This window comes from Flavobacterium niveum (genome assembly GCF_055231775.1).
In genome coordinates this window covers 347,123-361,709 of record NZ_JBUYSX010000002.1, presented here as the reverse complement: position 1 = coordinate 361,709, position 14,587 = coordinate 347,123, and the positions used below count along the sequence as shown (strand labels likewise).

14 protein-coding genes are annotated in these 14,587 nt (G+C 46.8%); 12 read left to right on the top strand and 2 right to left on the bottom strand.

All coding sequences use genetic code 11. The annotated features are described in order from the left end of the window. Nucleotide 1 precedes the first annotated feature (1 nt). The 10 genes from nuoF to ACZIX4_RS06975 are packed head-to-tail and all read left to right on the top strand — an operon-like array spanning nt 2 to nt 10,988. Nucleotides 2-1,375, top strand: a complete 1,374-nt coding sequence (gene nuoF / locus ACZIX4_RS07020) for an NADH-quinone oxidoreductase subunit NuoF (protein WP_463334908.1) — start codon at nt 2-4, stop codon at nt 1,373-1,375. Then, nucleotides 1,375-2,619, top strand: coding sequence for a T9SS type A sorting domain-containing protein (locus ACZIX4_RS07015; RefSeq protein ID WP_463334907.1), 1,245 nt, complete (start codon nt 1,375-1,377; stop codon nt 2,617-2,619). The genes nuoF and ACZIX4_RS07015 overlap by 1 nt, the downstream gene beginning before the upstream one ends. 11 nt (nt 2,620-2,630) lie before the next feature. Beyond that, nucleotides 2,631-3,674: an NADH-quinone oxidoreductase subunit G gene (locus tag ACZIX4_RS07010; protein WP_463334906.1), complete on the top strand. Its 1,044-nt coding sequence runs from the start codon at nt 2,631-2,633 to the stop codon at nt 3,672-3,674. Nucleotides 3,675-3,732: 58 nt separating this feature from the next. Beyond that, nucleotides 3,733-4,773: an NADH-quinone oxidoreductase subunit NuoH gene (nuoH, locus tag ACZIX4_RS07005; RefSeq protein WP_463334905.1), complete on the top strand. Its 1,041-nt coding sequence runs from the start codon at nt 3,733-3,735 to the stop codon at nt 4,771-4,773. 48 nt (nt 4,774-4,821) lie between these two features. Continuing rightward, the gene (locus tag ACZIX4_RS07000) at nt 4,822-5,367 is read left to right on the top strand and encodes a NuoI/complex I 23 kDa subunit family protein (RefSeq protein WP_463334904.1); all 546 of its coding nucleotides are present in this window, start codon (nt 4,822-4,824) and stop codon (nt 5,365-5,367) included. Nucleotide 5,368: 1 nt separating this feature from the next. Further along, nucleotides 5,369-5,872 (top strand): NADH-quinone oxidoreductase subunit J family protein, encoded by a 504-nt coding sequence (locus tag ACZIX4_RS06995; RefSeq protein WP_463334903.1) that lies wholly within the window; start codon nt 5,369-5,371, stop codon nt 5,870-5,872. Nucleotides 5,873-5,874: 2 nt separating this feature from the next. Continuing rightward, nucleotides 5,875-6,195 carry an NADH-quinone oxidoreductase subunit NuoK gene (nuoK, locus tag ACZIX4_RS06990; protein WP_463334902.1) on the top strand — a complete coding sequence of 107 codons (321 nt, stop codon included), beginning with the start codon at nt 5,875-5,877 and terminating at the stop codon, nt 6,193-6,195. 6 nt (nt 6,196-6,201) lie between these two features. Then, nucleotides 6,202-8,088, top strand: coding sequence for an NADH-quinone oxidoreductase subunit L (nuoL, locus tag ACZIX4_RS06985; RefSeq protein ID WP_463334901.1), 1,887 nt, complete (start codon nt 6,202-6,204; stop codon nt 8,086-8,088). A 9-nt stretch (nt 8,089-8,097) separates the two neighbouring features. Next, a complete protein-coding gene (locus ACZIX4_RS06980) occupies nt 8,098-9,543 on the top strand; it encodes a complex I subunit 4 family protein (RefSeq protein WP_463334900.1) in 1,446 nt (481 codons plus the stop codon). Beyond that, nucleotides 9,543-10,988: an NADH-quinone oxidoreductase subunit N gene (locus ACZIX4_RS06975; RefSeq protein ID WP_463334899.1), complete on the top strand. Its 1,446-nt coding sequence runs from the start codon at nt 9,543-9,545 to the stop codon at nt 10,986-10,988. The genes ACZIX4_RS06980 and ACZIX4_RS06975 overlap by 1 nt, the downstream gene beginning before the upstream one ends. Before the next feature lie 125 nt (nt 10,989-11,113). Here ACZIX4_RS06975 and ACZIX4_RS06970 read toward each other — a convergent pair whose 3' ends face one another. Both ACZIX4_RS06970 and ACZIX4_RS06965 read right to left on the bottom strand, forming a co-directional pair. Beyond that, a complete protein-coding gene (locus ACZIX4_RS06970; protein ID WP_463334898.1) occupies nt 11,114-11,860 on the bottom strand; it encodes an NUDIX hydrolase in 747 nt (248 codons plus the stop codon). Nucleotides 11,861-12,258: 398 nt separating this feature from the next. After that, nucleotides 12,259-13,011 (bottom strand): SDR family NAD(P)-dependent oxidoreductase, encoded by a 753-nt coding sequence (locus ACZIX4_RS06965; protein ID WP_463334897.1) that lies wholly within the window; start codon nt 13,009-13,011, stop codon nt 12,259-12,261. 126 nt (nt 13,012-13,137) lie between these two features. Between ACZIX4_RS06965 and ACZIX4_RS06960 the strand changes: the two genes are divergently transcribed. Together ACZIX4_RS06960 and ACZIX4_RS06955 are read left to right on the top strand one after the other, a co-directional pair. Further along, on the top strand, nt 13,138-13,746 hold the full coding sequence (locus ACZIX4_RS06960; RefSeq protein ID WP_463334896.1) for a Crp/Fnr family transcriptional regulator: 609 nt from the start codon (nt 13,138-13,140) through the stop codon (nt 13,744-13,746). A 72-nt stretch (nt 13,747-13,818) separates the two neighbouring features. Continuing rightward, entirely contained in the window at nt 13,819-14,409 is a 591-nt protein-coding gene (locus tag ACZIX4_RS06955) for a Crp/Fnr family transcriptional regulator (protein ID WP_463334895.1), read from the top strand. Nucleotides 14,410-14,587 lie beyond the last annotated feature (178 nt).

Below are 14,587 nucleotides of genomic sequence, written 5' to 3'. Positions count from 1 at the left end.
AATGGGACAAAAGATATTATTAGAGCACGCTAACGTACCGGGTATAAAAACCTATGAGGTGTACCGCCAGCAAGGTGGATACCGCTCGGTAGAAAAAGCGCTTAAGAGCATGACGCCTGACGAGGTGGTGGAAGAGGTAAAAACCAGTGGCCTTCGCGGCCGTGGTGGTGCCGGTTTCCCTACCGGAATGAAATGGAGCTTTATAGACAAGAAATCGGGCAAACCACGCCACCTGGTGTGCAATGCCGACGAGTCTGAACCAGGTACGTTTAAAGACCGTTACCTTATGGAGTACATCCCTCACCTGCTTATCGAGGGAATGATTACTTCAAGCTACGCGCTGGGCTGTAACCAAAGTTACATCTACATCCGTGGCGAATACATGTGGGTATTCCGCATCCTTGAAACTGCTATTAAAGAAGCCTATGCCGCAGGTTGGCTGGGTAAAAACATATTAGGTACCGGTTGGGATCTTGACCTTGCCGTTCACTGTGGCGGTGGTGCTTACATTTGCGGTGAGGAAACCGCCCTTATCGAGTCGCTGGAAGGCAAGCGTGGTAACCCGCGTATTAAGCCGCCATTCCCGGCGATTAGCGGTTTGTGGCAAAACCCTACCGTGGTAAACAACGTAGAATCTATAGCCGTAGTGCCGTGGATTGTAAACAATACCGGGGCAGAATATGCCAAAATCGGTATCGGACGTTCTACAGGCACCAAACTTATTTCAGCTTCGGGGCATTGTAAAAACCCTGGCGTTTACGAAATTGAGCTTGGCCTTAGCGTAGACGAATTCATGAACTCTGACGAATACCTTGGCGGTATGATGGACGACCGTCCGCTTAAAGCGCTTATACCAGGAGGTTCGTCAGTGCCTATCCTTCCTGCACACCTTATCTTTAAAAATGCCGAAGGCGGCGACAGGCTTATGAGCTACGAGTCGTTATCTGAAGGTGGTTTTGCAAGTGGGTCGATGCTGGGATCGGGCGGGTTCATTGTATATAACGACACAACCTGTGTAGTACGTAACACCTGGAACTTCAGCCGTTTTTACCACCACGAAAGCTGCGGGCAGTGTTCGCCATGCCGTGAAGGTACGGGCTGGATGGAAAAAGTACTGCACCGTATAGAAACAGGCCACGGCCGCGAGGAGGATATCGACCTGCTTTGGGACATACAGCGTAAGATAGAGGGTAATACCATTTGCCCACTGGGTGACGCTGCTGCATGGCCGGTAGCCGCTGCCATACGCCACTTCAGGGAAGAGTTTGAATTCCACGTGCGTTTCCCTGAAAAGATTAAAGACAAAGACCACTTTGTACACGAACCTTTTGAGAAGGTAAGGCATTTAGTTGCAAAACAACCAACAACCATATAATGAAAAAGATAGTAACCGTTATAGCCGCTTTTGCTTTCCTGCCCGCCTTTGCGCAGCAGTGGGAAGTTAGCATTGTAGATGTAAAGACGAATGACCTGGTATATGATGCCGGTACAAATCGTATTTATGCCTCAGTTCCCAGCAGCAATGGCAGCAACGGTAACAGCATAGGTATTATTAACCCGCAAACGCATATACTGGAAAGTACGGTGTTTATGGGAAGCGAGCCTACAGAACTTGCCATAACAGACAACGGCCAGTACATCTATACCGGATTTTCGGGTTCGGCTACGGTGCGCAGGTTTGATGTGGCTGCACAAACGGCAGGGCTTCAGTTCCCGCTGGGCAATGATTCTTTCCTTGGCCAGTTTTATGCTGCCGATTTAGAAGCCGTACCGGGACAGCCAAACAGTATAGCGGTTTCCAGGAGATACACTTCTGTTTCGCCACATTTTGCAGGCGTAGCCATTTATGATGACGGCGTAGCCCGCCCTAACGTGGTAACCTGGACGAATGGCGAAATAAGCAACCAGATAGAGTTTAAAAACGAAGCCACGCTTTTAGGTTATAATAACGAAACCACAGGGTTTTATTTTAACTATATGACCATGAACAGTAGCGGGCTTACACTTAGCTCGTCTACAGGCAGTACGCCAAGCTCGTGGTTTTACCTTGATTTTGATTACGGCAACAACAAAGCCTATTTTACAGACGGTACCGTGGTAGATGCATCATACAGCATACCTTTTATAAGCGGTTCATTCAGCGGTGCCAGCGGCCCTGTAGTGTATGACGGTGCTAACGACTATGCATGTTATGCTACAGATACTGATACGTATATATTGTTCCAAAGGTTTAATGCCGAAACCTACCTTGAAGAAGACACCTTTGCGGTAGAAGAAGCTACAGGCGAGGCCAAAAGCATTATTACGTGCGGCAACGGTTATTATGCCTTTAATACCGAAGACAAAGTGTACATACTGCACGATACTACTGCTGCCACACAGCAGCTTACTAAAAACGCTATTAACCTGTACCCTAACCCGGCCACAGATTATATAAACATAGATGCCGAAGCAAACATTAAAAATGTAGCAGTGTACGGCGTTAACGGCAATAAGGTTTTTGAAGGAAAACCACAAAACAATATGGTAAACATCAGTAATTTTGCATCGGGGCTTTACCTTGTGCAGCTTACTGACAATAATAATAACAGCATCACCAAAAAAATCGTGAAGCGATAAGGAGTTTTACAATGAAAGTAACAGTAGACGGCCAGGAAATAGACGTAGAACCGGGGACCACCATCCTGCAGGCTGCGCGCAAAATAGGCGGCGAAAGCGTTCCGCCCGCCATGTGCTATTATTCTAAACTAAAAGGTAGCGGTGGTAAATGCCGTTGCTGCCTTGTAGAGGTAAGCAAGGGTAGCGAAGCCGACCCACGCCCTATGCCAAAGCTGGTAGCATCTTGCGTTACCGGTTGTATGGACGGTATGGAGGTAAAAAGCATCACGTCTGAAAGGGTGCTGGATGCGCGTAAGAGCGTTACCGAATTCCTGCTTATAAACCACCCGCTGGATTGCCCTGTGTGCGACCAGGCCGGTGAGTGCGACCTGCAAAACCTTAGCTTTAAGCACGGTGCTGCCAAAACGCGCTTTATTGAAGACAAACGTACCTTTGAGCCTGAAAACATAGGCCCGAACATACAGCTGCACATGAACCGCTGCATACTGTGCTACCGTTGTGTAATGACGGCAGACCAGCTTACAGACGGACGCGTACACGGCGTACTGAACCGTGGCGACCATGCGCAGATTTCTACCTACATAAGCAAGGCGGTAAACAACGAGTTCTCGGGTAACATGATAGACGTGTGCCCTGTGGGAGCCCTTACCGATAAAACCTTCCGCTTTAAGCAAAGGGTATGGTTTAACAAGCCATACAACGCGCACCGCGACTGCGACAAGTGCTGCGGTAAAACCACGCTTTGGATGTTCGGTAACGAAATACAAAGGGTTACAGCCCGTAAGGACGAGTACCATGAGGTAGAGGAGTTTATTTGTAACGAATGCCGTTTCGACCATAAAAATGTGGAGGACTGGACAATTGAAGGCCCTCGCAAGTTTGAGAAAGATTCGGTTATCAACCAGAACAACTATACCCGCAAGGTAGAGCCGGTAAAAATAGGTACTGAGAAACACATACTATTGGGCCGCGACAAAGACCGCCACAAGATAAGTATGACCGAAGTGCCACTGAAACCCGAAGAAGCAGCAGTATTAAAAAAAGGAAATTATTAGGCTTCCAAATACAAAACGAACAGGCTTAACTTTAAACCTGAAACTTTAAACAAAAGAAATGGATAGTGCTATCATTATAGAAAAAAGCGTATTTATTGTGGTGATTTTCGCCATAACCATGCTTTTTGCCATGTACGAAACATTAGCCGAGCGCAAAATAGCCGCCTGGTTCCAGGACCGTATAGGCCCTAACCGTGCCGGTAAAGGCGGTATACTACAGCCCCTTGCCGACGGCCTTAAGCTGTTTGCCAAGGAGGAATTCTTCCCGAATACGCCAAACAAATTCCTTTTCATAGTAGGCCCTGCCATTTCTATGAGTACCGCGCTTATGACCAGCGCCGTAATTCCGTGGGGCAAAAGCCTTACCATTATGGGCCGCGAAGTGCAGCTGCAGGCTACCGACATCGATATTGCCATGCTGTACGTATTCGGTGTGCTGTCGGTAGGTGTATACGGCATCATGATAGGCGGATGGGCATCTAACAACAAATTTTCGCTGATGGGCGCCATGCGTGCATCATCTCAAATGATATCGTACGAAGTAGCCATGGGCCTTGCGCTTATAGCCCTTGTAATGATGGACGGCTCACTGAGCATACGCCACATTGCCGAAGGCCAGCACGGTTTTAAATGGAATGCATTCTACCAGCCGGTAGGTTTCCTTATCTTCCTGGTATGTTCGTTTGCGGAGACCAACCGTACACCGTTTGACCTTGCCGAATGTGAGGCCGAGCTAATCGGTGGGTACCATACAGAGTATTCGTCTATGAAAATGGGCTTCTACCTGTTTGCAGAATATGCTTCAATGTTCATCAGTTCAGCCATCCTTTCTATACTGTACTTCGGTGCGTATAACTATCCGTTTATGGATGAGGCTGCCGCTGCTCTTGGCGAAAACTGGGCTAACATCATCGGTGTGTTTGTACTGTTCGGAAAAATATGCTTCTTCATATTCTTCTATATGTGGGTACGCTGGACGATACCGCGCTTCCGTTATGACCAGCTGATGAGGCTGGGCTGGCAGATGCTTATACCGCTGGCTATTGTAAACATTGTTATCACAGCCATAGTCATACTGTTTGCCGACGGAAAGCTGTAATTAAATAAGATAAAGTTTGCCCCACGGGGCTAATAAAGATAAATAGAGATGTCAATAGAAACGCTATCATTATCGGGACGCAAGAAAGAGGTTTCAAACAAGAAGATGAACTTCTGGGAGGGGCTTTACCTTGTAGCGATTGCCAAGGGGCTTAAGATTACCCTTAGCCACCTTTTTACCCGTAAGGTTACTATTAAATACCCTGACGAAAAGCGCGAGCTGAGCCCGGTATACCGCGGCCGCCATACGCTGATGCGCGACGACGAAGGGCGCGAACGCTGTACTGCCTGCGGGCTTTGTGCACTGAGCTGCCCTGCCGAGGCCATAACCATGAAAGCTGCCGAGCGTACACCTGCCGAAAAGCACCTGTACCGCGAGGAAAAATATGCCGAGATATACGAGATAAACATGCTGCGTTGTATTTTCTGCGGATTGTGTGAGGAAGCATGCCCTAAACAGGCCATTTACCTTACAAAAAGCCGCGAATGGGTACCGTCGCTTACCGAAAGGGAAGACTTTATCTTTGGCAAAGACAAGCTGGTAATGCCACTTGATGCGGCCATTAGGAACACTCAAACACAGACAGCAAGCTAAGATGATAACGTTATTTTACATACTATCGGCCATTACCATTGCTACGGCGCTGCTTACCATCCTTAGCAAAAACCCTATCCATAGTGCCATCTACTTAGTACTTTGTTTCTTTTCTATAGCGGGGCATTACTTCATGTTTAATGCCGATTTCCTTGGTATAGTACACATTATAGTATACTCTGGCGCTATCATGATCCTGATGCTGTTTACCATCATGCTCATGAACCTTAACAAAGAAGACGAACAGCATAAACCCATACTATCGCGCGTGGCGGCTGCCGGTGCAGCAGGCCTGCTGGGCCTTGTATTGTTGGCTACCTTTATAAAATCGCAGCCGGTAATAAACGGTTACGAAGCATCGGGCAAGGACTTCCAGAGCATTAAGGTGCTGGGACAGGTATTGCTGAACGAGTACATGGTACCGTTTGAGTTTGCCTCTGTACTGCTACTTGTATCTATGATAGGTGCAGTATTGCTAAGTAAAAAAGAACACATCAACAGCTAAGAATGGAAAATATATTACAGCAAATAGGCATTGAAAATTACCTGCTGCTTTCTGCGGTGCTTTTCTGCATCGGGGCATTCGGGGTGCTTTTCAGGAGAAATGCCATCATCATGTTCATGTCTATCGAAATTATGCTGAATGCGGTAAACCTGCTGCTTGTAGCGTTTTCTACCTTCCACCAGGATGCCAGCGGACAGGTGTTCGTATTCTTTTCCATGGCGGTAGCTGCTGCCGAAGTTGCCGTGGGGCTTGCCATACTGGTAGCCATATACCGCAACCTGAAAAACATTGACATTGATAACCTCAAGAACCTAAAAGGATAACGCCCGATGGATAATAATTTGGCCTTACTACTCTTAATAATACCCTTTGCAGGGTTCCTCATCAACATTTTCTTCGGGAAGAAACTCGGCCATAGCGCCCCGGGCTGGATTGCCACGGGTGCCATAGCTGTAGCTTTCGGCGTTACACTTACCTTCTTTTTACAGGTACTGGGCGACGGGCAAGCTGTAAAAATCAACGTAGCCCCCTGGCTTACGCTGGCTAACTTTACCGTAGACTTCAGCTTCCAGCTGGACCAGCTTTCGCTGCTGTGGCTTATGTTCGTTACCGGTATCGGTACGCTTATCCACCTGTACTCTATCAGCTACATGCATGATGATGAAAACGTACACAAATTCTTCGCCTACCTAAACCTGTTTGTATTCTTCATGATTACGCTGGTTATGGGCAGCAACCTTCTAATAATGTTCATCGGCTGGGAAGGCGTAGGGCTTTGCTCGTACCTGCTTATCGGCTTTTGGCACAAAAACCAGGATTATAACGATGCGGCCAAAAAGGCTTTCATCATGAACCGTATAGGTGACCTTGGTTTCCTTATCGGTATCTTTATCTTAGGGTACCTGTTCCACACTACAGAATACGACGTAATAAAAACCGAACTTTCTAACGGCTGGAAATACGATACTGCTTGGCTTACACTGGCTACCCTGTGCCTGTTTATAGGTGCATGTGGTAAAAGTGCACAGCTGCCCCTATACACCTGGCTACCCGATGCGATGGCCGGCCCTACCCCGGTATCGGCACTGATACACGCGGCTACCATGGTTACCGCCGGTATATTTATGATTACAAGGCTGAACTTCCTGTTTAACCTTACCCCGGATGTGCTTGAAATTATAGCTGTAGTAGGAGCGATTACATCTCTTGTGGCTGCTGCCATAGGTCTTGTACAAACCGATATTAAAAAGGTACTGGCGTACTCTACCGTATCGCAGCTGGGCCTTATGTTCCTGGCACTGGGCTGCGGCGCTTATGAAGTAGCAGTATTCCACGTAATAACACATGCATTCTTTAAGGCATGTTTGTTCCTTGGTTCGGGTTCGGTGATACACGCCCTGCACGGCGAACAGGATATGCGTAAAATGGGCGGATTAGGTAAGGTAATGAAAATTACAGGTTTCACCTTTATTGCTTCATCACTTGCAATTGCCGGTGTTCCCGGATTATCTGGTTTCTTCTCTAAAGATGAAATACTAATATCAGCATTCCATCACAACCCTGTGCTGTGGGCCATTGGTTCAATAGCCTCTATAATGACAGCGTTCTATATGTTCCGTTTGGTAAACCTTACTTTCTATAAAGATTTCCGCGGTACAGAAGAACAAAAACACCACCTGCACGAATCACCGGCCCTTATTACCATACCACTGGTAATACTTGCTCTTTTCGCAATATTTGGCGGGGCTATAAGTGTACCGGGCAACAGCTGGCTGAACCACTACCTTGCACCTATCATGTCGCATCCCGCGGCTCACCACGAACTTGGTAATGAAGAGTATATCCTTATGGGCATTGCAGTAGCAGGTGCTTTAATAGGTATATTTTATGCACACTATAAGTACAAAACCAAAGGCGAAGTTCCGCCTGCCGATGAAGAATTTGCAGGGCTTAGCAAAGTGCTGTACAACAAACTGTATGTAGACGAACTGTATATGGCTATAATCGTGAAACCGATATACGCTATAGGCAGCTTCTTTAAAAATGTTACCGAAGTGGCCATCTCGGGATTGGTGTTTGGCCTGGGCAAGCTTGCCGGTATACTGGGCAGCGAAGGCAAAACACTGCAAAACGGCAGCGTAGGCTTTTACCTGCTTGTATTTGTATTGGGCGTGTGCTCTATACTTGGCTATATATTCCTGTTTCTGGCAAAATAATTTACACTGATGAACGTAGCATTAATACTTATTATTTTACTTGCAGGTGCATTGCTTACCTGGTTTGTTGGCGACAAGTTTGCCTCTAAAATGGCATTAATTTCCGGTGTGGCTGCCTTTGCAGTGACGCTTTTTATAATCTATCTATTCACCCAGGGCGAAATGGTACACGTAAATTTCCTTTGGTCCAGGAAACCGCATATTGTATTCTCGCTTCAGGCCGATGGGCTCAGCCTTACCATGACGGCGCTTACCACAGCGCTTACACCTATAATAGTGTATTCGTCATTCGGTAACCTGTTTCCGCGTACGCGCACCTTCTATGCTCTGATACTGCTTATGGCTGCTGCCATGGTGGGTTCATTCCTTGCGGCAGACGGTATCGTATACTACATCTTCTGGGAAGTATCGCTTATCCCTATTTACTTCATAGCACTTACATGGGGCGGCGGCGATGCCGAAGAACGCAAAAAAGCGATTATCAAATTCTTCATATACACATTCGCAGGCTCGCTGTTTATGCTGTTTGCTTTTGTGTACCTGTACCAGAAATCGCATTCGTTCCTTAACCTGCACCTGTATGCGCTTAACCTTTCGGCTAAGGAGCAGCAGTGGATTTACTGGGCATTCTTCCTTGCTTATGCTATTAAGACCCCAATTATACCGTTCCACACATGGCAGGCCAATACGTACCAAAAGGCCCCGGCTGTGGGTACCATGCTGCTTTCGGGCATCATGCTAAAGATGGCGCTGTTCAGCATTGTGCGTTGGCAATTGCCTTTAACGCCGTTTGCTGCCGAGCAAAACAAATTCATCGTAGTTGGCCTGTGCCTTGCAGGGGTTATCTACGGCTCTATACTGGCACTGAAACAAACCAACATAAAGAAACTGCTTGCCTATTCATCGCTTGCGCACGTTGGCCTTATCGCTGCGGGTGCGTACACGCTGACGCTTGACGGTATACGCGGTGCATTTATACAGATGCTGGCACACGGCTTTAGCGTGGTAGGCCTGTTCTTTGCCGCCGAAGTGATAGAGCGCCGTTACGGCACGCAGGAAATAGCCGAAATGGGTGGCATACGCCCGCAGGCACCTAAGTTTACCTCTATGTTTATGATACTGGTTATGGCTTCTGTAGCCCTGCCGGGTACCTTCAGCTTTGTGGGTGAATTTGAGTTGCTGTACAGCCTTGCGCAAACGCACATAGCGCTTGCCGTAGTGGGTGGTACTACCATAATACTGGGCGCTTTCTATATGCTGAGGATGTTCCAGCAGGTAATGCTTGGCGAAACCAATGCCAAACCGTTTGCCGATGTTACCTTTAGCGAAGGCCTTACCTTTACAATCATCATCGCCGTGCTTATATTCTTCGGTCTTCACCCGAAACCGGTTACCGATTTTATACTGCCGGAAATTGAGAAAGTTTTAGTTTACATAAACCGATATAATTTATAATGGAGATCTTAATAGCTATTGCAGGATTAGGTATTTTTTGCCTTGTAGCTGAAATTTTTAACCTGAGGAAAGCCATAGTGCCGGTAACGGTTATAGGGCTCCTTGCCACACTTGTTTATGTAGCATTAAAAATTACAGGCCAGGCAGAAACACTACTACCGGGGCTTCAGTTAGACGAGGCCGCGCTGAACAATATGTTCATTACCACTAAGTACGGCCTGTTTTTTACGGCGCTGTTTATAGTGCTGGCGGCATTCCTTATTACGCTTACGCCAAATTTCCACAGCGAGCACAAGCCTAAGATATCTGATTTTGTATCGATAAAAATATTCCTGCTTACCGGTGCCATAGCATTGGTAAACTTCAATAACCTTTCTATGTTCTTCCTGGGCATAGAAATACTTTCTATAGCACTGTATGTGCTTGCTGCCAGCGAGCCGAAGAACATAAAGAGCAACGAGGCCGGTATGAAATACTTCCTTATGGGTTCGTTTGCATCGGGCTTCATCCTTTTTGGTATAGCGCTTATTTATGGTGCTACTGCGTCGTTTGACCTTAGCTACATTGCAACGCTAAACCGCGAAACACTTAACTCGTGGTTTGCCCTGGGTTGTATGATGATATTCATAGGCCTTATGTTTAAGGTGGCTGCCGTACCGTTCCACTTTTGGGCGCCTGACGTATACGAAGGTTCACCTGCGCTTACTACCGCTACCATGAGTACATTGGCCAAAATTGCTGCCATGGGCGCATTCTTTAAGCTGGTTGTATCACTAAGCCCTAAACTTGCGGGCTACATAACTACCATAAACGTAGTTGCGGTACTGTCTATGATAATAGGTAACCTCATCGCGCTAAAACAAACGAATGTAAAGCGTATGCTGGCCTATTCGGGTATAGCGCACGCAGGTTACATGCTGCTTGCCATACAGTACAAAACGCAAAGCGAAGCTGAGTTTAACCTGTTCTACTACGCTGCTGCGTACGGCCTTGCCGGTATTGCTGCATTTGCGGTAATCATAGCAGTGGTTAAGGTAAAAGGCAACGAGGAGATAAGCAGCTTTAACGGCTTTGGCAAAAAGCAACCGTTGCTTTCGGCTATACTTACAGGCTCACTGCTTTCTATGGCAGGTATCCCGGTATTTGCAGGCTTTATGGCGAAAATGTTCCTGTTTACCCAGGTCCTGGAAAAAGGCCACTTTAGGGATACCAGCTTTATGCCTACCCTTACCCTGATAATATTTGCCGTGATAAGCTCTATCATCAGTGCAGGCTACTACTTTAAGGTAATCATAGCCATGTACACTAAAGACGAGGAGCCAACTACCGAAGCCACCCCGGCGGCAAAAATACCTGCTGCTTACGTAGCTGTGGCGGTACTTGCCATAGTGCTGAACCTTGCCATGGCATTGTTCCCTCAGGCACTGGAACATTACTGGAGGTAATAACAAACAAACATATAAACAGAAAGGGCGCTTAATACTAAGCGCCCTTTCTGTTTATATGAATAACTATAACTTGAGTGAAGTTCCTCCCTCCCCGCCGTGGCGGGAGGGTTGGGGAGGGGCTCCTACCACCCTTCTTTAAGCCCGTCCTCTAAAGCGGCAGTGTAGCGCTCCAGGTTAAACTTATACAGGTTAGGCGACTTATGTGCACCTCCCCTGCGTGGTTCAGGCATTTTATCAAGGATGTCGTAGGCCATCATCTTGCGGTAGAAGTTGCCACGGTTCAGCTGCTTGCCCAGTATGGCTTCATACAGGCGTTGCAGCTCCGGCATGGTAAATTGTTCCGGCAGCAGGTTATACCCCACCGGCCTGAAGTTTAGCCCACGGCGTATTTTCACCAGGGCTTCGCGCACAATATCTTTGTGGTCCATGATTAGCTCAGGCAAATCATCCAGGTCCTTCCATTCGCAGGCATCAGAATACTCGTCTGTAACGGGCTGCACAACGCTGTAATCTACAAGGGCATAGAAGCCGACGGTTAAAAAACGTTGCTTATGCCATAAATCATCCGGATAACCTTCAAAGAAAGCCTCCGAGCGTTGTAAGCCGCTAAAAATACGGAATTGTTGCAGGTATACATCGGGTACGCCGGTGCGTTCGTGCAGGATACGTGTAGCAGCATCTTCCAGCTCTTCTTCTTTACCCAGGTAACCACCCGGCAGCATCCAGTATTGCTGGCCTTTCATACGGGCGAGCAGTACTTTCAAGGAACCACCGTGAAACCCAAATACCACACAATCAATAGAAACATGAGGCAAAAAGGTATCGCGTGCTTCCTCGCTTTTAGCAATAAGCAAATCTTTAATCTCCATTTAAAATAACATTTCCCACGCCAAATAAAGATATTTTTTTACTGACTACGAAATTTTTAGCCATTTTATTTAATAGCGCAAGCATACTAATTAACAAAAGCTTAAGGCAAAACTTACAAACGATGACCTATTGACGAAATTTAACAAAAAAATATTGGCATTGTGAAAAAAATAATTTTAGTAAATCGTCTTTTTTAACAAAAACGTTGAATATTCAGAAATTATTTAGTATGTTTACAACAGTAAGTAGTTTAGGTAAAAACTATTAGCGGGCTCAGGCGTCCGGGAGAAATGACTGCGCCCCGTTTTACAATTTAAAATAAGTAGTGCTATTTTAAACAAAAGGAGGCTCCGTGTGTGGTAACATGGGCCTCCTCTTTTTGTACAAAACCACTAACTTAAACAGCTGTATATCCTCCGTCGGCTATAAAATAACTTCCGGTAGTAAAAGATGACTTATCAGAACTCAGGAACGCCACAAGGTCGGCTATTTCCTGGGGGGTGCCTAAGCGATTCATACTGGCCTTGGCTGAAATTCCCGCTTTCATTTCATCGGTAAGGTTGGCATCCAGCAACGGCGTGGCTATATAACCGGGGCCTACTGCGTTACAGCGTACACCTTTCTGGCCGTACTCCACCGCAATGTTTTTGGTAAGGCCCACCACACCGTGCTTGGTAGCAGTATATGCAACACTCATAGGCGCTGCCACCGTGCCGTGTATACTGGCAATGTTTACAATGCTGCCGCCGCCATTTTTCACCATTTGTTCCAGCTGGTAATGGCAGGCATAGAACACGCCGCTAAGGTTTACGGCTACTACCTTATCCCAACCGTCCAGCGGATACTCGCCCGTTAGCGCAGCAGGCCCGCCAATACCGGCATTGTTACAGGCCACATCCAGCCTGCCGTATTTTTCTACAATGGCTTCTACCAGCTTTTTGTTGTCTTCTGCCTTACCGGAATCCGACTTTACAAAAAATGCTTCACCACCCGCAGCTTTAATCGCGGCTACGGTTTCTTCGCCGTGTGCTTCGTTAATATCGGTTACAACTACTTTAGCGCCTTCTTTAGCGTAGGTTTCGGCAATGGCACGTCCTATGCCCGAACCGGCACCCGATACCACTGCTACTTTATCTTTAAGTAATGACATGATGTTTGTTTGTTAAAAATTGTACAATAAAGGTACGACAAAATTTATCAATGCTTATTTTTGAAGCCATGATTTGACAGAAGTTTAACAATGTTAAAATTTTTGCGGGAAAACCGTATACACCCAATGTCCAATATTTGTACTTTAGCAGAATATCCCATCGCTATAAACAACATGGCATTCAGCAACCTGAGCAGTTATCTTTGTACCAAAGCTGCCTTTACCCCTGCCGAACTGGAAGTGGTAGAAAAAGTATGCCTGTACCGCAACCTTGCCGCAGGCGAAAAACTGGTAATACCGGGCGACCTGTGGGAACACAACGCTTTTGTAAGCAGCGGCCTGGCCCGTGAGTACCGCATTGATGCATTTGGGCATGAAAAGACCGTGCTGTTTGCCCCGGAAAACCACTGGACGGGCGACCGTGAAAGTTCCCTTACCGGGAATCCTGCCACACTCTACGTAGAAGCACTGGTACCTACTGAATTTATCCTGATACAACGCGATGCTTTTGAGCACCTGTGTGTATCGCTTGCACCCTTCAGCGAGTTTATGGATAACCTGATTCAGCGTAACATCCATGCAAGGGTGAAACAGGTGCAGCAGCAACTGCTTACCGACGAGGAAAAAATAGCGGCCTTTAAAACCAAATACCCTACGGTGGCACAACGCGCACCGCTGTATACCATAGCTTCGTTCCTGGAACTGGACGAGGAAACCCTGAAAAAATATATTTAAGAATATTTTAAGAAATCGCAGTAATAAATTGCCACATTTTTTTTAATTTAATACTAAGAAAACGAGCCCTTTATGTTTGACCTGTTTAAGGCCTATATGCTAAGCAAAGCCCCGTTTACCAATGCAGAAATTACTGCCGTGGAACGCGTGGTTACCGTATGCAGCGTACCCGCCGGAAGCGTTGTTTTTAGCGAAGGCAGCCACTGGCCGTACAACGGTTTTGTATGCAAAGGGCTGGTGCAAAAGCATACGCTGCACGATAACGGCTTTGAGAAAACTGTGGGTTTTTGCTGTGAAAATTACTGGCTGGGCGATCGCAGCAGCCTGCTTACGGGCAGCACTATGCCCTTTAGCGCACTGGCACTGGAAGATACTTACATGCTGCTGATAGAAAACAGCGACTTCGAAAACCTGCGTATTACTGTGCCATCGTTTAACGAAATGATGTCACAGCTGATTACCAATAATATTAGTGTAACCCAAAAGGAAATAGCCGACAGCATGGTAATGGGCGACGAGCAGCGCTATGCCGACATGATACAGAAACACCCGGCACTGATGCACCGCGTGCCGCCGCACATGATTGCGTCGTACCTCAACATAGGGCTGAACAGCCTGAACGCAATACTGAACGGCTCATCCCAAACGAAGAGCAGGGAATAAATTATAAAACACGCACAAAACGAAAAAATGACGCTTTATAGGCGTCATTTTTGTTTTAGTCTACAGTCGCAGTCGCAGTTTTCAGTTACTGACTATGGTTATTATTTGCAAAGCAAGTTCACCAGATTGCTTCGCTTTGCTCGCAATACAGACCTGAAAAACGTTGTGATAAATCCAC